Origin of the sequence: Azospirillum sp. TSO35-2, assembly GCF_003116095.1 — a bacterium.
GTDB lineage: Bacteria > Pseudomonadota > Alphaproteobacteria > Azospirillales > Azospirillaceae > Azospirillum.
Genome location: NZ_LGRA01000013.1, coordinates 77,760 through 100,443 on the forward strand (window position 1 = coordinate 77,760; position 22,684 = coordinate 100,443).

Annotated in this window: 18 protein-coding genes; 3 read left to right on the top strand and 15 right to left on the bottom strand. The window is 68.2% G+C overall.

Annotated elements, in window-relative coordinates; genetic code table 11:
• Positions 1-55: 55 nt before the first annotated feature.
• Positions 56-964 (top strand): manganese catalase family protein, encoded by a 909-nt coding sequence (locus TSO352_RS07780; protein ID WP_109106784.1) that lies wholly within the window; start codon positions 56-58, stop codon positions 962-964.
• 26 nt (positions 965-990) lie between these two features.
• On the opposite strand, the gene TSO352_RS07785 is transcribed toward TSO352_RS07780, so the two are convergent.
• Positions 991-2,352 carry an AmpG family muropeptide MFS transporter gene (locus TSO352_RS07785; RefSeq protein WP_109106785.1) on the bottom strand — a complete coding sequence of 454 codons (1,362 nt, stop codon included), beginning with the start codon at positions 2,350-2,352 and terminating at the stop codon, positions 991-993.
• 277 nt (positions 2,353-2,629) lie between these two features.
• Between TSO352_RS07785 and TSO352_RS07790 the strand changes: the two genes are divergently transcribed.
• Positions 2,630-4,018 carry a 3-deoxy-7-phosphoheptulonate synthase class II gene (locus tag TSO352_RS07790; RefSeq protein ID WP_109106786.1) on the top strand — a complete coding sequence of 463 codons (1,389 nt, stop codon included), beginning with the start codon at positions 2,630-2,632 and terminating at the stop codon, positions 4,016-4,018.
• Positions 4,019-4,045: 27 nt separating this feature from the next.
• Here TSO352_RS07790 and xdhC read toward each other — a convergent pair whose 3' ends face one another.
• From xdhC to TSO352_RS07860, 14 genes are all read right to left on the bottom strand, one after another.
• Entirely contained in the window at positions 4,046-4,894 is an 849-nt protein-coding gene (gene xdhC / locus TSO352_RS07795) for a xanthine dehydrogenase accessory protein XdhC (protein ID WP_109106787.1), read from the bottom strand.
• Positions 4,891-7,416, bottom strand: coding sequence for a xanthine dehydrogenase molybdopterin binding subunit (gene xdhB, locus TSO352_RS07800; RefSeq protein ID WP_247871969.1), 2,526 nt, complete (start codon positions 7,414-7,416; stop codon positions 4,891-4,893). Before xdhB ends, xdhC begins: the two co-directional genes overlap by 4 nt.
• Positions 7,409-8,881: a xanthine dehydrogenase small subunit gene (gene xdhA / locus TSO352_RS07805; protein WP_109106788.1), complete on the bottom strand. Its 1,473-nt coding sequence runs from the start codon at positions 8,879-8,881 to the stop codon at positions 7,409-7,411. Before xdhA ends, xdhB begins: the two co-directional genes overlap by 8 nt.
• A gap of 123 nt (positions 8,882-9,004) precedes the next feature.
• Positions 9,005-9,595 carry an MliC family protein gene (locus tag TSO352_RS07810; RefSeq protein WP_199231533.1) on the bottom strand — a complete coding sequence of 197 codons (591 nt, stop codon included), beginning with the start codon at positions 9,593-9,595 and terminating at the stop codon, positions 9,005-9,007.
• Between the two features lie 34 nt (positions 9,596-9,629).
• Positions 9,630-10,310, bottom strand: a complete 681-nt coding sequence (locus tag TSO352_RS07815) for a hypothetical protein (protein WP_109106790.1) — start codon at positions 10,308-10,310, stop codon at positions 9,630-9,632.
• Positions 10,311-10,367: 57 nt separating this feature from the next.
• Entirely contained in the window at positions 10,368-11,387 is a 1,020-nt protein-coding gene (gene cydB, locus TSO352_RS07820) for a cytochrome d ubiquinol oxidase subunit II (protein WP_109106791.1), read from the bottom strand.
• Positions 11,388-11,392: 5 nt separating this feature from the next.
• A complete protein-coding gene (locus tag TSO352_RS07825; RefSeq protein ID WP_109106792.1) occupies positions 11,393-12,802 on the bottom strand; it encodes a cytochrome ubiquinol oxidase subunit I in 1,410 nt (469 codons plus the stop codon).
• Between the two features lie 215 nt (positions 12,803-13,017).
• The gene (locus TSO352_RS07830; RefSeq protein ID WP_247871970.1) at positions 13,018-13,644 is read right to left on the bottom strand and encodes a MarC family protein; all 627 of its coding nucleotides are present in this window, start codon (positions 13,642-13,644) and stop codon (positions 13,018-13,020) included.
• Between the two features lie 65 nt (positions 13,645-13,709).
• Entirely contained in the window at positions 13,710-14,402 is a 693-nt protein-coding gene (locus TSO352_RS07835) for a DUF2161 family putative PD-(D/E)XK-type phosphodiesterase (protein WP_109106794.1), read from the bottom strand.
• Positions 14,399-14,719, bottom strand: a complete 321-nt coding sequence (locus tag TSO352_RS07840) for a CcdB family protein (RefSeq protein WP_109106795.1) — start codon at positions 14,717-14,719, stop codon at positions 14,399-14,401. Before TSO352_RS07840 ends, TSO352_RS07835 begins: the two co-directional genes overlap by 4 nt.
• Complete coding sequence (locus TSO352_RS07845; protein WP_109106796.1) at positions 14,719-14,904, bottom strand: type II toxin-antitoxin system CcdA family antitoxin; 186 nt, start codon at positions 14,902-14,904, stop codon at positions 14,719-14,721. The genes TSO352_RS07840 and TSO352_RS07845 overlap by 1 nt, the downstream gene beginning before the upstream one ends.
• 96 nt (positions 14,905-15,000) lie before the next feature.
• Positions 15,001-17,154 (bottom strand): methylmalonyl-CoA mutase, encoded by a 2,154-nt coding sequence (gene scpA / locus TSO352_RS07850; protein WP_109106797.1) that lies wholly within the window; start codon positions 17,152-17,154, stop codon positions 15,001-15,003.
• A gap of 136 nt (positions 17,155-17,290) precedes the next feature.
• The gene (locus tag TSO352_RS07855) at positions 17,291-19,291 is read right to left on the bottom strand and encodes an acetyl/propionyl/methylcrotonyl-CoA carboxylase subunit alpha (protein WP_109106798.1); all 2,001 of its coding nucleotides are present in this window, start codon (positions 19,289-19,291) and stop codon (positions 17,291-17,293) included.
• A gap of 11 nt (positions 19,292-19,302) precedes the next feature.
• On the bottom strand, positions 19,303-20,835 hold the full coding sequence (locus TSO352_RS07860) for an acyl-CoA carboxylase subunit beta (RefSeq protein ID WP_109106799.1): 1,533 nt from the start codon (positions 20,833-20,835) through the stop codon (positions 19,303-19,305).
• A gap of 230 nt (positions 20,836-21,065) precedes the next feature.
• Between TSO352_RS07860 and TSO352_RS07865 the strand changes: the two genes are divergently transcribed.
• The gene (locus TSO352_RS07865; protein WP_109106800.1) at positions 21,066-22,514 is read left to right on the top strand and encodes a short-chain fatty acyl-CoA regulator family protein; all 1,449 of its coding nucleotides are present in this window, start codon (positions 21,066-21,068) and stop codon (positions 22,512-22,514) included.
• The last annotated feature ends 170 nt before the right edge of the window (positions 22,515-22,684 follow it).

The window sequence follows — 22,684 nt, forward strand, 5'->3', positions numbered from 1 at the left end:
CCGGTCCGGATCGTCCGCCATCCCTCGGCCCATAGAAGCGGGAGGAGTCCCTCGCATGTTCATGCACAACAAAAACCTCATGTACACGGTGCGCGTGTCGGAGCCCAATCCGGTGCTCGCCAGCCTGATGCTGGAGCAGTTCGGTGGCCCGCAGGGCGAACTCGCCGCGGCCATGCGCTACTTCACGCAGGGGCTGGCCGATGAGGATCCGGGCCGCAAGGACATGCTGATCGACATCGCAACCGAGGAGCTGAGCCATCTGGAGGTCATCGGCTCCATCGTCGCCATGCTGACCAAGGGCGTGAAGGGCAAGCTGGCCGAAGGGGCGGAGGAGACCACCGACCTGTACGCCAACATCACCCAGGGCAACGGCAGCCACACCCTGTCGATCCTCTACGGCGGCGGCCCGGCGCTGGTGAACTCGGCCGGCCAGTTGTGGACCGGCGGCTACATCGACAGCATCGGCGATCCGACGGCCGACCTGCGCTCCAACATCGCGGCGGAATCGCGCGCCAAGATCATCTACGAACGGCTGATCAACGTGACCAACGATCCCGGCGTGAAGGACGCGCTGGGCTTCCTGATGACCCGCGAGATCGCCCACCAGAAGAGCTTCGAGAAGGCGCTGTACGCCATCGACAACAACTTCCCGCCGGGCAAGCTGCCGGGCATGCCGCAGTACACCGACAAGTACTACAACACCAGCCAGGGCGAGGGCGACATGCGCGGCCCCTGGAACCAGGGCGCGCAGTGGGAGTTCGTCGACGTCAAGAGCACCGACGCCCCGGTCAACGGCGGCGACGGCAACCCGACGGTCAAGCTGGCCGCGTCGGAGCTGGCCGCGGTCAACGCCGTGGCCGCCCGCACCATGTCCAAGCCGGACAGCGACCCGACGACCGGCGCCGACCTGGGCGCCGGGCCGGGCGCCGGCAAGACCAAGACGACCGCCAAGACCAAGGGCTGATCGTCCCCGCGGCGTCGCCGTTTCCGCTACTCGGCGGGGACGGCGGCTTCGCTCCGCCGCTGCAGGCCCATCAGCCAGACCAGCAGGCAGAGCGCCGGCAGCGAGCCGGCCATCGACAGCAGGAAGAAGCTGACCCAGTCCATCCGGTCGGCCAGCCAGCCGGACGAGGCGCCGAACAGGTCGCCGCCCAGCTTGTACAGGCTGGACAGCAGCGCGTATTGCGTCGCCGTGTAGGCGGCGTCGCACAGGCTCGACAGGTAGGCGACGAAGGCGGCGGTGGCGATCCCGGCGCAGACATTCTCGACCGCCACGGTCACCGCCAGCATCGACACGTCGTTGCCGGTCCAGGCCAGCGCGACATAGCCCAGGTTCGACACCATCTGCAGGATGCCGCCGATCATCAGGCCGCGCAGCACCCCGACCCGCCCGACCAGCAGCCCGCCGAGCAGCCCGCCGGCGATCGTCGCCCACAGCCCGAACAGCTTGCTGACCGTGGCGATCTCCGCCTTGGAGAATCCCAGATCGACGTAGAAGGGCGACGACATCACCCCGGCCAGCACCTCGCCCAGCTTGTAGCTGGCGATGAAGGCGAGGATGACGATCCAGCCGCGCCGGCTCATGAACTGGGCGAAGGGCGCCACCACCGCGCCATAGAGCCACGCCAAGACCACGCCGCTGCGCCCGGACAGGTGTGGCCGGGCACGCAGCCACTCGGCGATCTGCCGTTCCCGCGCGTTGACCGGCGGCGCCTTGGGCTCCGGGCACAGCAGGATGGTGGCCATGCCGACCAGCACCAGCGCCGCCATCGTCTCGTAGGCGGCGCGCCAGCCGTGGAACTCGGCGATGTAGAGGGCGCCGGCCCCCGCCGCCATCATGCCGAAACGGTAGCCCAGCACCAGCACCGCCGCGCCGGCCGCCTGCTGCCGCTCCTCCAGCACCTCGACCCGGTAGGCGTCGACGACGATGTCCTGGCTGGCCGAGCAGAAGGCGACCAGCACCGCGCAGAGCGCCGTCCACCACAGGTCGGCCGCCGGGTTGGTGCTGCCCAGCCCCAGCAGCGCCGCGATCAGCGCGGCCTGCGCCGTCAGCGCCCAGCCGCGCCGCCGCCCGAACAGCCGCGCCACCACCGGCAGCCGCAGCCGGTCGATCAGCGGCGCCCACAGGAACTTCAGCGCGTAGGGCATGGTGACCAGCGCGAACAGCCCGATGCCGGTCTTGCTGACACCCTGCTCGCGCAGCCAGACGTTCAGCGTCGCCCCCGTGAGCGCCAGCGGCAGCCCTTCGGAAAAGCCGAGGAACAGGATCGCCAGCACGCGTGGGTCGCGGTAGACCGCCAGCGCCTGCCCCCAGGAGGCCAGACGCGTGGTCGGCCGGGATGTCGCTTTCACCGGGTAAGGCTCCTCGAAGGCTGGGTTGGCGCCCCCGATGTATAAAGGGCGCCGCGGTCCGCCGCCAGCGGCGCCGGCGCGAAGTTTTTTGGGCCGGCGCCCATCTGTGGTGGTTCCCGGCAACGGTCGGCAGCACAGCGTTGCCGGCAGGCGGCCCGAAACTGTGGAAAAGTTACCGCGAGTCGCGCTATAGAGTACCCCCCACGGGTCCCGCCGCCGGTCGTTCGCCGCCCGCCCGGCCCCCGTTCCGCAATCGTCAAGGAAGAGCAGGCGCGTCATGGTCGAGCGTTGGACACCCGCCAGTTGGAGGACGAAACCGGCGAAGCAGATGCCGACTTATCCCGACCAGACCAAGGTCGAGGCGGTCGAGCAGCGCCTGTCCTCCTACCCGCCGCTGGTCTTCGCCGGCGAGGCGCGCCGGCTGAAGGCCAAGCTGGCCGAGGCCGCCGTCGGCAAGGCGTTCCTGCTGCAGGGCGGCGACTGCGCCGAGAGCTTCGCCGAGTTCCACCCCAACAACATCCGCGACACCTTCCGCGTCCTGCTGCAGATGGCCGTGGTGCTGACCTTCGGCGCCTCGATCCCGGTGATCAAGGTCGGCCGCATGGCCGGCCAGTTCGCCAAGCCGCGCTCGGCCGACCTGGAGACGATCGACGGGGTGGAACTGCCGTCCTACCGCGGCGACATCGTCAACGGCTTCGATTTCACCGCCGACGCCCGCGTTCCCGACCCGGAACGCATGATGCAGGCCTACACCCAGGCCGCCGCGACGCTGAACCTGCTGCGCGCCTTCGCCCAGGGCGGCTACGCCGACCTGCACAAGGTCCATCAGTGGACGCTGAGCTTCGTCGAGAAGTCGCCGGCCGGCGAGAACTTCCGGGAACTCGCCAACCGCCTGGACGAGACGCTGTCCTTCATGGCCGCCTGCGGCATCACCGCGGAAACGACGCCGCAGATCCGCGAAACCGACTTCTTCACCAGCCACGAGGCGCTGCTGCTGCCGTTCGAGCAGGCGCTGACCCGCGTCGACAGCACCAGCGGCGACTGGTACGACGTGTCGGCCCACATGCTGTGGATCGGTGACCGCACCCGCCAGCCCGACGGCGCCCATGTCGAGTTCCTGCGCGGGGTGAAGAACCCGATCGGGCTGAAATGCGGCCCGACCACCGACCCGGACGAGCTGATCCGCCTGATCGACATCCTGAACCCGACCAACGAGGCCGGGCGCCTGACGCTGATCGTGCGCATGGGCTCCGACAAGGTGGCGGAGAAGTTCCCGCCGCTGCTGCGCAAGGTCCAGCGCGAGGGCCGCACCGTGGTGTGGTCCTGCGACCCGATGCACGGCAACACGATCAAGTCGACCACCGGCTACAAGACCCGGCCGGTGGAGCGCGTGCTGGCCGAGGCGCGCGGCTTCTTCGAGGTCCATCAGGCCGAAGGCACCCACGCCGGCGGCGTGCATTTCGAGCTGACCGGCCAGGACGTGACGGAGTGCACCGGTGGCGCCCAGGCGATCACCGACCACAATCTGGCGCTGCGCTACCACACCGCCTGCGACCCGCGCCTGAACGCCAGCCAGTCGCTGGAGCTGGCCTTCCTGCTGGCCGAAAAGCTGAAGCAGGGCCGCAAGGACCGTGAGGCCCAGCGCCGCGCCGCCGCCGCGGAGTGAAGGAAAGGGGGGTGGGCGTCCCGACGCTCACCCTTCCAAACTGATCAGGGACGAGCGCGCCCGCGCAAAGGCCACCAGCAGTTCCGCGGCGGCCAGCGCGGCGATGACCTCAGGGCGCTTGTCGCCGGTCAGCGCTGTGGCGATCGGGCAGGTCAGTCCGGCCAGCCCCGTTGCATCGCCACCGCGGGCTGCGGCCCGCGCGCGATACCAGCGCTCGAACTTGGCGCGCTTGGTGGCGGAGCCGATCATTCCGACATAGGCGACGTCGCCACGCCGCAACGCCGCTTCGGTGATCTCGAAGTCCAGCGCGTGGCTGTGGGTCAGCACCAGACAGCCGGCGCCCGCCGGGGCACTCGCCAGCGGGTCGAGTGGGCTGTCGGTCAGGATGCGCTCCACCCCCGCCGGGATGTCCGTCGGAAACTCCTGGGCGCGACCGTCGATCCACAGCAGGCGCAGCGGCAGCGGCGCAAAGGCCATCGCCATGGCGCGCCCGACATGCCCCGCCCCGAACAGCAGCAGCGTCGGCCGGGCCGCCGCGTCGCGGCGCTCGCGCTCCTGCAAGGCCGCGACGGTGCCGGCGTCGGCCCGTTCCAGCCGCAGCACGACATGGCCGCCGCAGCACTGCCCGGTCGCCGGCCCCAGCGGCAGGTCGAGCGTCTCAAGCGCGCCGCCATCCTCCAGCATCCGGCGGGCGGTGGCGATGGCGCTCCATTCCAGCCGGCCGCCGCCGACGGTGCCGGCGCAGGCGTCGCGGCCGACCAGCATGCCGGCGCCCGCCTCGCGCGGGGTGGAACCGCGCGCCTCGGCGACGGTGACCAGCACGGCGGGTTCGTTGTCGGACAGCCAGCCGGTGAGGGTGGTGGAGAGGGGGGTCATGGTGGAGATGACGTCGAATGCCCCCTCCCCATCCCTCCCCCACCTTCGGCGGTGGAGGGGGCAGGATGCTGGTCGGCGTGACTGATGTGCGAAGCGGCGGCAGTCCCCTCCACCGCCACCGGCGGGGGAGGGTTAGGGAGGGGGCATTCGCCGCCACCACCCATCCGCTCACGCAACGCCGCGATGCAGCGCAACACCCGCTCCGGCGTCGCCGGCGCGTCCAGCCGGGGGTAAAGCTGGTGGCCGGCGACGCTGGCGACGGCGTCGGACAGGGCGTGGAACACCGACATGCCGAGCATGAAGGGCGGCTCGCCCACCGCCTTCGAGCGGAAGATGCTGTCCTCGCGGTTGGGCTGGTTCTCCAGCAGCGCCACGTTGAAGATGCGCGGACGGTCGGAGCAGGCGGGGATCTTGTAGGTGCTGGGGGCGTGGGTGCGCAGGCGGCCCTGGGCGTCCCACCACAGCTCCTCCATGGTCAGCCAGCCCATGCCCTGGACGAAGCCGCCCTCGATCTGGCCCCGGTCGATCGCCGGGTTCAGTGACCGGCCGCAGTCGTGCAGGATGTCGACCCGGTCGACAATGTACTCGCCGGTCAGCGTGTCCACCGTCACCTCGGCGCAGGCGGCGCCATAGGCGAAATAGTAAAACGGCGTGCCGCGCCCCGCCGCCCGGTCCCAATGGATCTTCGGCGTCTTGTAGAAGCCGGTCGCCGACAGCTGCACCCGGGCCATATAGGCGGCGCGCACCAGATCGGCAAAGCTCATCTCCCGCTCGCCGACCTGGACGCGGTTGCGCGTGAACCGCACCGTCTCGGGCGCCACGCCCCAATTCTCGGCGGCGAAGGCGACCAGCCGCTCCTTGATGGTGCGCGCCGCCGCCTGGGCCGCCTTGCCGTTCAGATCGGTGCCGGACGACGCCGCTGTGGCCGAGGTGTTGGGCACCTTGCCGGTGTTGGTGGCGGTCGGGCGGACGTTGGCGATGTCGACCTGGAACTCCTCCGCCACCACCTGGGCGACCTTGGTGTGGAGCCCCTGCCCCATCTCGGTGCCGCCGTGGTTCAGCTGGAGGCTGCCGTCGGTGTAGACATGGACCAGCGCGCCGGCCTGGTTGTAGTGGGTCGCGGTGAAGGAGATGCCGAACTTCACCGGCGTCAGCGCCAGCCCTTTGCGCAGGATCCGGCTGGCCGCGTTGTAGGCGCGGATCTCCTCGCGCCGCTGCCAATAGCCGCTGCTTTCCTCCAGTTGCGCCACCAGCTCCGGCAGGATGTTGTCGGTGACGGTCTGGTGGTAGGGGGTGAGGTTGCGTCCGTCACGTTCGGGATCGGTGCCGTAGAAGTTCCGCTTGCGGATCTCCAGCGGATCCTTGCCCAGCGCGAAGGCGATCTCGTCGATCAGCCGTTCCGCCGCCATCGTGCCCTGCGGACCACCGAAGCCGCGGAAGGCGGTGTTGGACACGGTGTTGGTTTTCAACGGCAGCGATTCCAGCCGCGCCGCCGGGTAGAAATAGCCGTTGTCGGCGTGGAACAGCGCGCGGTCGGTCACCGGGCCGGACAGGTCGGCGGCGTAGCCGGCCCGTGCGGCAAACAGCATGTCGACGCCCTGGATCAGCCCGCTGTCGTCGAAGCCGACGCGGTAATCGATCTCGAAGTCGTGGCGCTTGCCGGTGACCTGGAAGTCATCGTCGCGGTCGGGGCGCAGCTTGGCGGCGCGGCCGGTCCGCTTGGCGACCAGGGCGGTGCAGGCGGCGAACAGGTTCGACTGGGTTTCCTTGCCGCCGAAGCCGCCGCCCATCCGCCGCACCTCCACCGTCACCGCGCCGCTCGGCACGTTCAGGACATGGGCGACGATGTGCTGCACCTCGGTCGGGTGCTGGGTGGAGACATGGACCAGCACCTCCTCATCCTCGCCCGGCACCGCCATGGCGATCTGGCTTTCCAGGTAGAAATGCTCCTGCCCGCCGACCGCCAGCCGGCCGTCGACGCGGTGGGGTGCGGCGGCCAGCGCGGCGTCGGCGTCGCCCACCCGCAGCGTCATCGGCGCGGTGACCAGGGTCCGCTCACCGTCGCGGGCGGCGGCGACGGTCAGGACGGCCGGCAACTCCTCATACTCGATCACCGCCAGCCTTGCGGCACGGCGGGCCTGGTCGCGCGTTTCGGCGGCGACGGCGAAGATCGGCTGGCCGACATGCTCGACCAGGGTGGAGGCGAACAGCGGCTCATCATGCTTGCCCATGCAGCCGATGTCGTTCACCCCCGGCACGTCGTCGGCGGTGAAGACCGCCACCACGCCCGGCGCCTGCCGCACCGGACCCAAGTCGATGGAGCGGATGCGGGCGTGCGCCTTGGCGCTGAGGCCGAGTTGGACATGCAGCAGTCCGGCCGGCTCGGCGATGTCATCGACATAGACCGCCTCGCCGCTGACATGCTTGTGGGCGCTTTCGTGCCGGCGCGGGTCGTGGACGGCGCCCTCGATGCGGTCGGGAACCACCGTGGCAGGGGCGGCGGGAGCCATAACGTCAGGCATGGGCAAGCCTCCGGTCGCCGACCAGACGGGTGTCCGCCGCCGGGTCGCTGGTCTCGACATACAGCTTCATCAGAAGGTTGGCCGCCACCATGGAGCGATAACCCGCGCTGGCCCGCCAGTCGGACAGCGGCGCGAAGTCGGCGGTCAGCGCCTCCATCGCCTGCCGCACCGTCTCCTCGGTCCAATGGCGGCCGAGCAGCATCGCTTCGGCACCGGCGGCGCGCTTGGGCGTGCCGGCCATGCCGCCGAAGGCGATGCGGATGTCGGCGACCCGGCCGTCGCCGTCCAGCGTCAGGCGGAAGGCGCCGCAGACGGCGGAGATGTCCTGGTCGAAGCGCTTGGCGATCTTGTAGGCGCGGAAGCGCACCTCCGCTGTCGGCTTTGGCAGGATCACCGCCTCGACAAACTCGCCCGGCCGGCGGTCCTGCTGGCCATAGGCGATGAAATAGTCCTCCAGCGGCAATTCGCGCGTCTCGTCGCCCCGGCGCAGCCGCAAGCGGGCACCGCAGGCGATCAGGGCCGGCGGCGTGTCGCCGATGGGGGAGCCGTTGGCGATGTTGCCGCCGATGGTGCCCATGTTGCGCACCTGCTCCGCACCGATGCGGCGGATCAACTCGCCGAAATCGGGGTAGAGCGCGGCGATGGGGCCGGCCGCCTCGCTGTAGGTCACGCTTGCCCCGATCATCAGGGCGTCGCCGGCGTCCTCGATCCGCCGCAGCGCGCGGACCCGGCCGGTGTAGAGGACGGTCGCCAGCACGCGCTGGAACTTGGTCACCCACAGCCCGACATCGGTCGCCCCGGCCACGATGGTGGCGTCGGGGTTGTCCAGCAGCAGTTGCGCCAGTTGCGGCACGGTGGCCGGCGCGATGAAGCGGCGGCCCTGCGCCCCGACGCTCAGCGTTTCCTCGTCGCGCAACGCCATCAGCCGGGCGGCGACGGCCGCCCCGTCGGCGAAACGGTCGGCGCCGCGGTCGCCGATGTCATACATGGCGTGGGCCGCCTTGACGATCGGCTCATAGCCGGTGCAGCGGCACAGATTGCCGGCCAGCGCGTCGTCGATCCGCTGGTCCCCCGGCTGCGGGTCGTTGAGGTAGAGCGCCAGCAGCGACATGACGAAGCCCGGCGTGCAGAAGCCGCATTGCGAGCCGTGTCCATCGACCATCGCCTGCTGCACCGGGTGCAGCCGGCCGTCCGGCCCCTTCAGATGCTCCACCGTCAGCAGTTGGCAACCGTCCAGCGTCGCCAGGAAGCGGATGCAGGCGTTCACCGCCTCGTAGCGCAGGCTGTCGCCGTCCAGCCGGCCGACCACCACGGTGCAGGCGCCGCAGTCGCCCTCGGCACAGCCCTCCTTGGTGCCGACCCGCCGTTCCGACAGGCGCAGCCAGTCGAGCACCGTCAGGGTCGGATCGACCGTGTCGATCTCCCGAAGCTCGTCGCCGAGATAGAAGCGGAGGCGCTGGCGCATGGCTGCTCCCGTTGGGCTGGTGACGAAACGACGCAGTATTCCACCGACGTCGACTCTGTCACCAGATCGGGAGCGCGGGAAAGACTTTCAAACGATCCGCAAAGCAGGCCCCGCCGCCGCATCCTACCGCAGGGGCCGGCAGGTCATCTCCGGCGCGCCGACGCCCCACACCACCGCCGCCTCGCCATGATGCTCCCAAAAGGCGGTGTTCTGCCCTTCATAGCGGGCGCCGCTGGCGGCGGACCGCCCATACATCAACGACGAGCGGCCACCGCGCTCGGCGATCAGCGTCGGCGGATCGGTGTCGAAGAAGCGCACCGTCACCAAGCTCTTCGCGTCGCCGTCGCAGACCCAGACGATCGGCGGCTCGGCGGCGACCAGCCCATAGCGCGCCTGAAGCTCGACGATGCGGTCCTGGTAAAGCTGCTCGACGCAGCCTCTCATATCCTTGCTTTTCCAGCAGTCGTCGCGGCCCTTGATCCAGCCGCGCTGTTCGGCCTTCAGCGTCACCGGGTCGGCGGTTGCCATCCGGGTGGCGGCGGCCTGGACGAACACCTCGGCCAGCTTGCGATCGAGGTCCGACAGCGACTGGTCGGCGCACACCAGCCTCTCGACGCTGCTCGACGCCTGCGCGCAGGAGAAGGACGGCCCCTGCGCCAGCGCCGGGCCGCCGGACAGCACCGCGCCGAACAAGCTGGTGAGGGCCAGCGCCACACCCCTCCAGCGGCGAGGCCTCCGGCGTTCCGGATCAGGCGTTCCCCTGCGGTTCCATCCCGGCCAGCCCGTCCCCGTCATCCCACACCCCGCCTTCCGCCCGCACCGACGCCAGCGTCAGGGCGTGCCAATAGAGATCGAGCAGCGCTGCCGGCATGCCGCCCTCCTCATGCCCCGCCATCGGCAGCACGGCGGAGGCGTGGGCGAGCGCCGCCGTGGCCGCGTTCAGACTGCGCGTCACCGCGTCGCCCAGCAAGCCCAACGTCTGCCCCAACGCTGCGGCGTCGAAGCGCAGAAGAGCCGGCGCCACGGTGATCTGCGCCTCGCCCCCACGCAAACGGCCGACCGCGATGTAGACGTGCAGCAGGTCGGGCCGCTCCTCCGGCCGCAGCAGGGCGGCGACGATGCGGTTGCCGGTCAGCGGGCCGGTGCCGTCGAACTCGTACAGGGTGGCGCGCTCGCCCTGGCGGGCGGCGGCGAGGCCGGTAATCCGGGCGGTCAGCGGCTGCGCCGCGCGGCGGGCGGCCTCGTCGAACAGGGCCGGATGGCTGCCGCCCTCGCTCAGCACCACCAGCGGCGCGTCGGTCGCCGCCGCGGCGGCCAGCATCCGGGCCAGCATGGCGAACGGGTCGGTGCCCGCCTCGTCGGTCCCGCTGTCGAGCAGGCCGGCGCCGCGGCGCAGCATCGCCTCGGCAAAGCTGATGTCGATGTCCATGGCGTCGCCCTCCCTCTGCTCAACGCCGGCTGTTTTAGGGCAGGGCGGCCCCGCGGCTCAATGGTAACCGAAGGCGCCCGTCACCTTTCCGCGGAACACCCAGTAGGAATAGGCGGTGTAGCCCAGGATCGCCGGGATCAGGAAGGCCATGCCGACCAGCAGGAACACCTGCGTCTCGGGCGGGGCCGCCGCCTGCCACACCGTGACGCCGGGCGGGATCAGGTGCGGCCACAGGCTGATGGCGAGGCCCAGGTACGACAGGGCGAACAGCGCCATCGACAGCGCGAAGGGCGCCACCTCCCGCCCGTCGTCGATCGCCCGCCATAGGGCATAGGCCAGCGCCGCGGTGACGATCGGCACCGGCGACAGGAAGATCAGGTTGGGCATGGAGAACCAGCGCAGGGCGATCTGCGGCATCAGGAAGGGCGTCCACAGGCTGACGACGGCAACGCCGGCCAGCACCACCAGCATCAGCCGCTTCGCGGTGCGATAGCACCAGTCCTGCAACGGACCGATGGTGCGCCAGATCAGCCAGGTCGCCCCCAGCAGGGCATAGCCGACCACCAGCGCCGCGCCGCAGAACAGGCTGAACGGCGACAGCCAATGCAGCATGCCGCCGACGAACTGCCGTCCTTCGACCGGGATGCCCTGGATGAAGGACCCCAGCACGACGCCCTGCGCGAAGGTCGCCAGCAGCGACCCCAGGAAGAAGGAGCGGTTCCACCAGTGCCGCCGCGCCTGCGCCTTGAAGCGGAATTCGAACGCCACGCCGCGGAAGATCAGGGCGACCAGCATGACCAGCAGCGGCAGGTACATCGCCGGCAGCACGACGGCGTAGGCTATGGGGAAGGCGGCGAACAGCCCGGCGCCGCCCAGCACCAGCCACGTCTCGTTGAAGTCCCAGACCGGCGCCACCGTGTTCATCATGGTGTCGCGGTCCTCCTCGGTCGGCGCGAAGGGGTAGAGGATGCCGATGCCGAGGTCGAAGCCGTCCATCAGCACATACATGAACACCGCGAAGCCGACGATGCCGACCCAGATCAGGGTGAGCAGGCTTCCTTCCGCAATCTGTTCCATGGCGGTCACTCCGCGGGGGTGATGGCGTGGTCGTCGCCCGGCTCCGCGGCCGACAGCGGCCGCTTCGGGCTCTGCGCCTCGCGGGGCTGGCCTGTGTCGTGCAGCGGTTTCGGCCCGATACGCAGCAGCCGGATCAGGTAATAGGTGCCGGCGCCGTAGATGATGCTGTAGGCGACGACGAAGGCCAGCAGCGAAGTCAGCGCCGCCGCCACCGTCAGCGACGGCGTCACCGCGTCGGCGGTGCGCAGATGGCCCTGGACGACCCAGGGCTGCCGGCCGATCTCGGTGGTGAACCAGCCGGCCAGGATGGCGATGAAGCCGATCGGCATGCAGGCGATCAGGACCCGGAAGAACCAGTCGGTGCGGTACAGCCGGTCGCGGAACCGCAGCACCAGATGCACCACCGCGACCGCCAGCATCAGCATGCCGATGCCGACCATCAGGCGGAAGGTCCAGAAGATGATGGCCGGGCTCGGCCGCTCATCGGCCGGGAACTCCTTCAGGCCGGGAACACGGCCGTTGAGGTCGTGGGTCAGGATCAGGCTCGACAGCCCGTCGATGCCGATCTCCCAGTGGTTGGTTTCCGCCTTCACGTCGGGAATGGCGAACAGCACCAGGGGGGCCCGCGTGCCGCCCTCCCAGTTGCCTTCCATCGCGGCGATCTTGGCCGGCTGGTGTTCCAGCGTGTTCAGGCCGTGCTGGTCGCCCAGGAAGATCTGCAAGGGCGCCAGCACGGTGATCAGCCCCAGCGCCATGCTCAACCCCAGCCGCGCGTGGTCGAGGTAGCGGCGCGTCAGCAGATACCACGCGCTGATGCCGGCGACGACGAAGCTGGTCGTCAGGAACATCGCCGTCACCATGTGGACGAGGCGATAGGGGAAGGAGGGGTTGAACACCACCTGCCACCAGTCGGTGACGAAATAGCGGCCGTCGCGGATGGTGAAGCCGGCCGGGGTGTGCATCCAGCTGTTGGCCGACAGGATCCAGAAGGACGACAGCAGCGTGCCCAGCGCCACCAGGCAGGCCGCCATCAGATGGATGCCGCGCGGCACCCGGTCGCGGCCGAACAGCAGGATGCCGAGGAAGGCGGCCTCCAGGAAGAAGGCGGTGACGACCTCATACTGGATCAGCGGGCCCAGCACATTGCCCACCGTGTCGGACCAGCGGCTCCAGTTGGTGCCGAACTGGTAGGACATGACGATCCCCGACACCACGCCCAGCCCGAAGGACAGGGCGAAGATCTTGGTCCAGAACTCCGACAGGCTGCGGTAGATGCCCTTGCCGGTGCCGACCCACAGCGCCTCCAGCAACGCGATCCAGCAGGCAAGACCGACGGTGAAGCTGGGGAACAGGATGTGGAAGGAGATCGTGAACGCGAACTGGATCCGCGACAGGATCAATGGATCGAGGTCCATGGCCGCCGCCTCTTTTTGTTTGGGCGCATGAAAAGCCGCACGCCGAGCGCAAGCGCGGCGTTGGCTGTGGCAAGACCCCATGTAGGGTGAGTGATTGCGCCGGAAAGGGGACTAGTCTTTCGGGGCCATCCTGGCGCTGAACGGGATAACAGCGATGCGCCGCTTTTCGCCGGATGGCCCACAGTCGCCGGAGCGGGGGGCTCCGGCGCGGGGATTCAATGCGGCGGATAGACGCTGGTGATGCCGGAAATGATGGTCTGCGCCGCCAGCGCCGCCAGCACGATGCCCAGCACCCGGCTGACGGTGTGGATCACCGTGCGGCCCAGCAATCGCCCGACCCGGTCGGCCGCCAGCAGGATCAGCGTCACCCCGCCGATCACCGTCGCCGCCGCCCCCAGCACGCTGGCCTGTCCCGCCACCGTGACGCCGGTGCGGTCCATCAGCAGCAGGATCGAGGTGATCGCCCCCGGCCCGGCGATCAGCGGCACCGCCAGCGGGAACACCGCGATGTCGTGCGCGTCCTCGTCGGTCATCGCCTCGCCGGTGTCACGCTCCTTGCGTTCGGAGCGCCGGCCGAACAGCATCTCGAAGGCGATCCAGAACAGCAGCGCACCGCCGGCGATGCGGAAGGCCGGCATGTCGATCGACAGCGTCTGCAGCACGACCTTGCCGAAATAGGCGAAGAACACCAGCACCACGAAGGCGATGGCGGTGCCGCGCAGCGCGATGATCCGCTTGTGGCGGTCGTCGAAGCCGCGGGTCAGCGCGATGAACAGCGGCACCAGCCCCGGCGGATCGACCACGACGAAGAAGACGACGAGGTTGCTGATGTAGTCGGACAACGCGGCACCGCCCGTTTGCATTCAAGGATTGGTCACACCAATCATAGGCTTGGCCGACACGGGCGTCACCCCTCGATCAATGCGTGGGCGAAGCTCTCCAGCCCCTGCAATCCCGCCGGGGTGAGTTGGTAGGTGCCGCGCCCGACCCGCTCGAACCAGCCATAGACGTTGCGTTGCAGGATGGCGGCGACGTCCTTCGGCGCCCCGGCCTTGCGCAACGCGGCGACCGTCAGCGGCCCGGCGCGCAACAGCCGGGCGCAACGCAACGCGTCCTGGCGGTAGGCAGTGACGATGGCGACCCGGGTCGAGCCGCCGCGGTTGGGATCGCCGACCCGCCGCGCGTGCTCGCCCAGCAGGCGGTGAGTGCGTTTCTTGTCCTTGCGCGGGGTGTAGGGGACCGGGTCGAGCAGCACGGCGACGCGATGGCCCTCCGCCAACCCAAGATCGACCATCAGCAGGCCGAGCCCGAGCCGGCGGCACAGCTTCTTCACGTCGCTGTCCAGCGGCGACGGGCCGGTCGCCTTGCGCCCCGGCTGCGGCACGGCGAGGTAGACGCTGTCGCTGATCGCCAGCCGGTCGACGCCCTGGAGCACGAGGTCGAGCGTGAAGCGTTTCTTCAACTCGACCACCACCGGCGGCTCGGCCGCCCGGGTGGCGACGAGGTCGCAACCGTGGATCTCGGCCTTCACGTCATAGCCCTGGGCTTCCAGAAAGGCTTTCACCGGGGCGTAGAGGTCGGTTTCGGCGGTGATGGTCAAAAATCGCCTGTCAGGACATCAATGGCGCGTCGAATCGCGAAATAATCATGGTTCAGCGATGACACGACTGGTCCAATATGGGACACCGAAACCGCAGCCATCTCGGGGGTCATCACAACAAAGGCTTCGCCGAGAACATTGACGACCGGCATGATGTCACGAATGAGCGGCGGTGCATGCGCCTCACGCCTCAGAGGTACAACGAGCTTCGATGCCCGTATCTCGACATAGTCCCCTTGCACGATCAGCAGGTAGGGCACCGGATTATTGCTCGGGCTGCGCGCTGCCGGATTGCGGCACACATCCAGAAAACGCATCAAAACAGCCTTAAGCCGTCACCGAAAACACCACTCTTCTCTACGTATTCATCATAGGCTTTCATGGCCTCACGATTTTCCTCGATCCACCGTTGCTTTTCAGCTTCGGTGGTTTTGGCCTGCCCATGCCTGCCGGAGTGACGCGAAGCAGCCGCGCCGTTCTTTCCGGCCGAACGATTGGCCATAGGCTTGCCTCCCACTCCTGATCGGTTTGTAAAGGATAGGCTCCCGCCCCGGCACTGTCCAGGGCGGGAAAGCAGGCAAGCCCTATCGGCCACCCATCACGCCGCAGCCTTCTGCTTGCGCAGGATGCCCAGGATGTCCGCCGCGGCCTTCGGGATGTTGGTGCCCGGCCCGTAGATCGCCGCGGCGCCCGCCTTGTACAGGTAATCGTAATCCTGCGGCGGGATGACGCCGCCGCACACCACCAGGATGTCACCGGCGCCCTGTTTGCGCAGTTCCTCGATCAGTTGCGGCACCAGGGTCTTGTGGCCGGCGGCCTGGCTCGACACGCCGATGACGTGGACGTCGTTCTCCACCGCCTGGCGGGCGGCCTCGTCCGGGGTCTGGAACAGCGGGCCGATGTCGACGTCGAAGCCGATGTCGGCGAAGCTGGTGGCGATGACCTTGGCGCCGCGGTCATGGCCGTCCTGGCCCATCTTCACCACCAGGATGCGCGGCCGGCGGCCTTCCTCAGCGGCGAAGGCGGCGACATCCTCCTGGATCTTCTTGAAGCCCTCGTCGCCGTCATAGGCCGAGCCGTAGACGCCCGACACCGAGCGGATGACCGCGACATGCCGCGTGAAGGCCTTTTCCAGCGCGTCGGAGATTTCGCCGACGGTGGCGCGGGCGCGGGTCGCCTCGACGGCGAGCGCCAGCAGGTTGCCGGTCTTCTCGGTCGCCGCCTTGGTCAGGGCCTCCAGCGCCGCGACGCACTTGGCCTCGTCGCGGTTGGCGCGGACCGATTTCAGCCGGGCGATCTGCGATTCGCGGACGGCGGTGTTGTCGATGTCCAGCACGTCGACGCCCTCCGGGTTTTCCGGACGGTACTTGTTGACGCCGACGATGACCTCCTCGCCGCGGTCGATGGCGGCCTGCCGGCGGGCGGCGGCCTCCTCGATCAGCAGCTTGGGCATGCCGCTCTCGACGGCCTTGGTCATGCCGCCCATCTCCTCGACCCGATTGATCAGTTCCATCGCCGCCTTGGCGAGGCTGTGGGTCAGGTGCTCGACATAGTAGGAGCCGCCGAGCGGATCGACCACCTTGGTCACGCCGGTTTCCTCGGCGATCACCAGCTGGGTGTTGCGGGCGATGCGGGCCGAGGTCTTGGTCGGCAGGCCCAGCGCCTCGTCGAAGGCGTTGGTGTGCAGCGACTGGGTGCCGCCCAGCACCGCCGCCATCGCCTCGATGGTGGTGCGGATGACGTTGTTGTAGGGGTCCTGCTCGGTCAACGACACGCCCGAGGTCTGGCAATGGGTGCGCAGCGCCAGCGAGCGCGCGTCCTTCGGCTGGAACTTCTCCTGCATCAGCGACGACCACAGCAGGCGCGCGGCGCGCAGCTTGGCGATCTCCATGAAGAAATTCATGCCGATGGAGAAGAAGAAGGACAGGCGCGGCGCGAACTTGTCGACCGGCAGGCCCTTCGACATGGCGGCGCGGACATATTCCAGCCCGTCGGCGATGGTGAAGGCGAGTTCCTGCACCGCCGTCGCCCCGGCTTCCTGCATGTGATAGCCGGAAATCGAGATCGAGTTGAACTTCGGCATGTGCTGCGAGGTGTACTCGATGATGTCGGCAATGATCCGCATCGAGGGTTCGGGCGGGTAGATGTAGGTGTTGCGGACCATGAACTCCTTCAGGATGTCGTTCTGAATGGTTCCGCTCAGCTTGTCCTGCGACACGCCCTGCTCTTCCGCCGCGACGATGTAGCCGGCGAGGATCGGCAGCACCGCCCCGTTCATCGTCATCGACACCGACATCTTGTCGAGCGGGATGTCGGCGAACAGCAGCTTCATGTCCTCGACGCTGTCGATGGCGACGCCGGCCTTGCCAACGTCACCGACGACGCGCGGATGGTCGCTGTCGTAGCCGCGGTGGGTGGCGAGGTCGAAGGCCACCGACAGGCCCATCTGCCCGGCCTTGAGGTTCGCCTTGTAGAAGGCGTTCGATTCCTCGGCGGTCGAGAAGCCGGCGTACTGGCGGATGGTCCAGGGCTTCACCGCGTACATCGTGGCGCGCGGGCCGCGGGTGAAGGGGGCGAAGCCGGGCAGGCCATCCAGTTCCAACCCCTCCAGGTCGGCGGCGGTGTAGAGCGCCTTGACGTCGAGACCTTCCGGCGTCTTCCAGGTCAGCTTGCCCAGGTCGCCGTCGGCGCCGAGATCCTTGGCGGCCAGCTTGTCCCAATCGGCAAGGGTCTTCTTGGGGAACTCGGTCATCGACGCCTCCTGAGGGCTTCTTATGGGCGTAGGTAGGAGCTTTTCAGTGCGCTTCCTCCCGAAACCCCTCTCCCGCCGGTCGGCGGGAGAGGGGCAAGGGGGACGCTTCCTCTCGGGTGCTTTTTTTCTTATTGGGTTACGCGAATTCCACGATCTTCTGATCGACCGCCAGGCTGCTGCCCGGGGCTGCGTGGATTTTCGCGACCGTTCCGTCCTGCGAGGCCCGCAGGATGTTTTCCATCTTCATCGCCTCGACCACGGCCAGCACCTCGCCGGCCTTGATCTCCTGGCCTTCCGTCACCGCCAGCGACACCAGCAGGCCCGGCATCGGCGACAGGAGGAACTTCGACATGTCCGGCGGCGCCTTCACCGGCATCAGCGCGTCGAGCGTGGCCGCCTTCGGCGTCAGCACCTTCACCACCGCCTGCGAACCGCTGTGGTGCAGGCGATAGCCGATGCCGACACGGTCGATCTGGATGCAGACATGCTCGCCGTTGACCGTGCCGCGGAACAGCGGCTCGCCCAACTGCCAGTCGCTCCACACCGTGTGGTGCTTGCCGTCGATGTCGACGGTGTAGCCGACACGCTGCGGGCTACCCTCGGCCGGGTGCAGGTGCACCGGGTGCGGCGTGCCGTCCAGCACCACCACCCAGTCGTCGCGCACCTTGACCTTGCTGCCCGGCAGCTTGCCGGAGATCTGGATGTCGCGGTCGTTGTGGCTGCGGTGGATGACGGCGGCGACCGCGACCAGCACCGCCGGGTCCTCCGGCGGCAGATCCGACGCGTGGAAGCCGTTGGCGTATTCCTCGGCGATGAAGTTGGTGGTCAGCCGGCCGTCGACGAAGCGCTGGTTCGCCATCAGCGAGGCCAGGAACGGGATGTTGTGGCTGACGCCACGGATGTAATACTGGTCCAGCGCCTCGCGCATCCGGCCGATCGCCGCATCGCGGGTCGAGCCCCAGGTGCAGAGCTTGGCGATCATCGGGTCGTAGAACATCGAGATCTCGCCACCCTCGAACACGCCGGTGTCGACGCGGACATGGGGGTCGTCGGCGGGCGGACGGTACTGCGACAGGCGGCCGGTGGAGGGCAGGAAGTTGCGGAAGGGGTCCTCCGCATAGACGCGCGCCTCGATCGCCCAGCCATGCAGGCGGACGTCGTCCTGCTTGATCGTCAGCTTCTCGCCCGCCGCGACACGGATCATCAGCTCGACCAGATCGAAGCCGGTGATCAGCTCGGTGACCGGGTGCTCGACCTGGAGACGGGTGTTCATCTCCAGGAAGTAGAAGTTGCGCTCGGCGTCGACGATGAACTCGACGGTACCGGCCGACTTGTACTGGACCGCGTCGGCCAGGGCCACCGCCTGCTCGCCCATCGCCTTGCGGGTGGCGGCGTCGAGGAACGGGCTCGGCGCCTCCTCGATCACCTTCTGATGGCGGCGCTGGATCGAGCATTCGCGCTCGCCCAGATAGAGCGAGGTGCCCTGCCCGTCGGCCAGCAGCTGGATTTCGATGTGGCGCGGCTGCTGGATGTACTTCTCGACGAAGACGCGGTCGTCGGCGAAGCTGGAGCGTGCCTCGTTGGTCGCCGAACGGAAGCCCTCGCGGGCCTCCTCGTCGTTCCAGGCCACGCGCATGCCCTTGCCACCGCCGCCGGCCGACGCCTTGATCATCACCGGATAGCCGATGTCGCGGGCGATCATCACCGCCTCTTCATCGTCGGCGATGACGCCGAGATAGCCGGGGACGGTCGACACGCCGGCGGCCTTCGCCAGCTTCTTGGACTCGATCTTGTCGCCCATCGCCCGCATGGCATGGGCGTCGGGACCGATGAAGGCGATGCCGGCAGCGGCCAGCGCCTCCTGGAAGTCGGGCTTCTCGGACAGGAAGCCGTAGCCGGGATGAACGGCCTGGGCGCCGGTCTTCTTGCAGGCGTCGACGATCCGGTCGATCAGCAGGTAGCTCTGCGCCGAGGCCGGCGGGCCGATGTGCACGGCCTCGTCGGCCATCTCGACATGCAGGGCGTTCTTGTCGGCGTCGGAATAGACCGCGACCGTCTTGATGCCCATGCGGCGCGCCGTGCGGATGACGCGGCAGGCGATCTCGCCACGGTTGGCGATGAGAATCTTCTCGAACATGCTGCCGGCCCTCACAGCGGAATGTTGTCGTGCTTGCGCCAGGGGTTCTGGAGCTGCTTGTTCTTCAGCATGGACAGCGCCTTCGTGATGCGGCGGCGGGTGCCGTGCGGCATGATGACGTCGTCGATGTAGCCACGCGACGCGGCGACGAAGGGGTTGGCGAACTTCTGGCGGTATTCCTCGGTCCGCGCCTCGATCTTCTCGGCGTCGCCGATGTCGCCGCGGAAGATGATCTCCACCGCACCCTTGGACCCCATCACGGCGATCTCGGCCGTCGGCCAAGCGTAATTGATGTCGCCGCGCAGATGCTTGGACGACATCACGTCGTACGCGCCGCCGTACGCCTTGCGGGTGATGACCGTCACCTTCGGCACGGTGGCCTCGGCGTACGCGTACAGCAGCTTGGCACCGTGCTTGATGATGCCGTTGTACTCCTGGCTGGTGCCGGGCATGAAGCCGGGGACGTCGACCAGCGTCAGGATCGGGATTTCGAAGGCGTCGCAGAAGCGTACGAAGCGCGCCGCCTTCTTGGAGCTGTCGATGTCGAGGCAGCCGGCGAGCACCATCGGCTGGTTGGCGACGATGCCGACGGTGGAGCCGTTCATCCGGGCGAAGCCGATCAGGATGTTCTTGGCGTATTCCGGCTGGAGTTCGAAGAAGTCGCCCTCGTCGACGATCTTGAGGATCAGCTCCTTCATGTCGTACGGCTTGTTCGGGTTCTCCGGCACCAGCGTGTCGAGCGAGAAGTCCTGGCGGTCGAGCGGGTCGACGCAGGGACGCACCGGCGCCTTCTCGCGGTTCGACGACGGCAGGAAATCGACGAAGCGGCGCAGTTGCAGCAGCGCCTCGACGTCATTCTCGAAGGCCAGGTCGGCGACACCCGACTTGGTGGAATGGGTGATGGCGCCGCCCAACTCTTCCGCGGTCACGACCTCGTGGGTGACGGTCTTCACCACGTCCGGGCCGGTGACGAACATGTAGGAGCTGTCCTTCACCATGAAGATGAAGTCGGTCATCGCCGGCGAGTACACCGCGCCGCCCGCGCACGGTCCCATGATCAGCGAGATCTGCGGGATGACGCCCGACGCGTCGACGTTGCGCTGGAACACCTCGGCGTAGCCGCCGAGCGAGGCGACACCCTCCTGGATGCGGGCGCCGCCGGAATCGTTCAGGCCGATCACCGGCGCGCCGACCTTCAGCGCCTGGTCCATGATCTTGCAGATCTTCTCGGCATGCGCTTCCGACAGCGCGCCGCCGAAGACGGTGAAATCCTGGCTGAAGACGAAGACGAGTCGCCCGTTGACGGTGCCGTGGCCGGTGACCACGCCGTCACCGGGGATCTTCTGGTTTTCCATGCCGAAGTCGATGCAGCGGTGTTCGACGAACATGTCGAACTCCTCGAACGATCCTTCGTCGAGGAACAAGTCGATGCGTTCGCGCGCGGTCAGCTTGCCTTTGGCATGCTGGCCGGCGATGCGCTTCTCACCGCCGCCCAGCCGCGCCGCGGCGCGCTTGGACTCCAACTTGGCCAGAATGTCTTGCATCGGGCGTTTCCACTCCTAGGCGTCGCCGTGTCGGTCCCCGCTCCAGCGTCGGCGACGCAATCGTTCACCGGAACGCCGCGGATTATTCACAAACTTCGCATGGGTTCAAACAGCCTGTTCGCAAAAACGTGCGAACTTGCGAAGCCCTTTGCAAACGCCACTCTACGCTTGCTAAGCTTGCGAAGAACGGAGGCTTTCCAAGGCCGGCGCCGGGGCGGGATTTTATACGCATGCAAAAGAAACTCTTCCTTGGCTACAAGCTGCGCCGCCTGCGCGAACAGCGAGGCCTGACCCAGGCGTCGCTCGCCAAGACGCTGGAACTTTCTCCCAGCTATCTCAACCAGTTGGAGAACAACCAGCGCCCGCTGACCCTACCGGTGCTGATGCGGATCGCCGCCGTGTTCGAGTTGGAGCTGTCCGCCTTCCTGGAGGACGAGGACAGCCGCCTCGTCTCCGACCTGCGCGAGGCGCTGGCCGACCCGCTGTTCGGCGGAGCCCCGCTGACCGCGGGAGAGCTGCGCAGCGTCGTCGGCTCCAGCCCGGAACTGGCCCGCCGGGTGCTCAGCCTGCACCAGGCCTACCAGAAGCTGCACGAGCGGGTGCAGTCGCTGGCCGACAGCCTGTCGAACCGCGAACAGGGCGACAGTTTTGCCGGGCCGCAGTTTCCCTACGAGGAAGTGCGGGATTATTTCCACTACTGCAACAACTACGTCGGCCCGCTGGACGAGGCGGCGGAGCGGCTGTGGGACGACGAGAAGATCCATTCCGGTTCGCTGCTGAACGAACTCGCCGCCTACCTGAAGCGGCGCCACGATGTGCGGGTGAAGATCGTCGCCGACGAGGCGGGCGACACCGCCATGCGCAGCTACGACGCGTCCACCGGCACGTTGCGGCTGTCGGCGCTGCTGAACGGGCCGAGCCGGGCCTTCCACATGGCCAACCAGATCGCGCTGCTGGGCTTCGGCGACCTCATCGACGAGCTGGTCGATCAGGCGAAATTCTCCAGCGAGGACGCGCGCTCGATCTGCCGCGTCGGCCTCGCCAACTATTTCGCCGGGGCGCTGGTCATGCCCTACCGCACCTTCGCCGCGCAGGCCCGCGCGCTGCGCCACGATGTGGAGCAGTTGCAAAGCCGCTTCTCCGCCAGCTTCGAGCAGGTCTGCCACCGGCTGTCGACCCTGCAGCGGCCCGGTGCCCGCGGCCTGCCCTTCTATTTCGTGCGGGTCGACATGGCGGGCAACATCACCAAGCGCCATTCGGCGACCCGCTTCCACTTCGCCCGCTTCGGCGGCGCCTGCCCGCTGTGGAACGTGCACGAGGCCTTCGCCCAGCCCGGCAAGATCCTGGTGCAGTTCGCCCAGATGCCCGACCGCACCACCTACATCAGCATCGCCCGCACCGTCACCAAGCGCGGCGGGGCCTATCTGAAGCCCTCGCGCCAGTTCGCGGTGAGCCTGGGTTGCGAAGCGAGCCACGCGCCGGAGCTGGTCTACGCCACCGGCATCAACATCACCGATGTCAAGGCCGCGGTGCCGATCGGCGTCAACTGCCGCTTGTGCGAGCGCACCGACTGCCAGCAGCGCGCGTTTCCACCGATCGGCAGCGAGTTGCGGGTGAACGAGCATCACCGCAGCTTCGTCCCCTACCTGTTCAACCCGCCGGACATGCCCCAGCGCTGAACACCCATTTTCCCGATCGGGCCCATCTGCCCCATCTGGCCCGCCGCTTGCTGAGAAACGGTCGCAGGACCGGGCTCGGCGACGGCATCCGCCGTTTTCGGAACCGGTCCGTGCAACCTGCTTCGCATTTTGCCAATGGCGGGCCATGGACAGTGACATTTTGCATCACG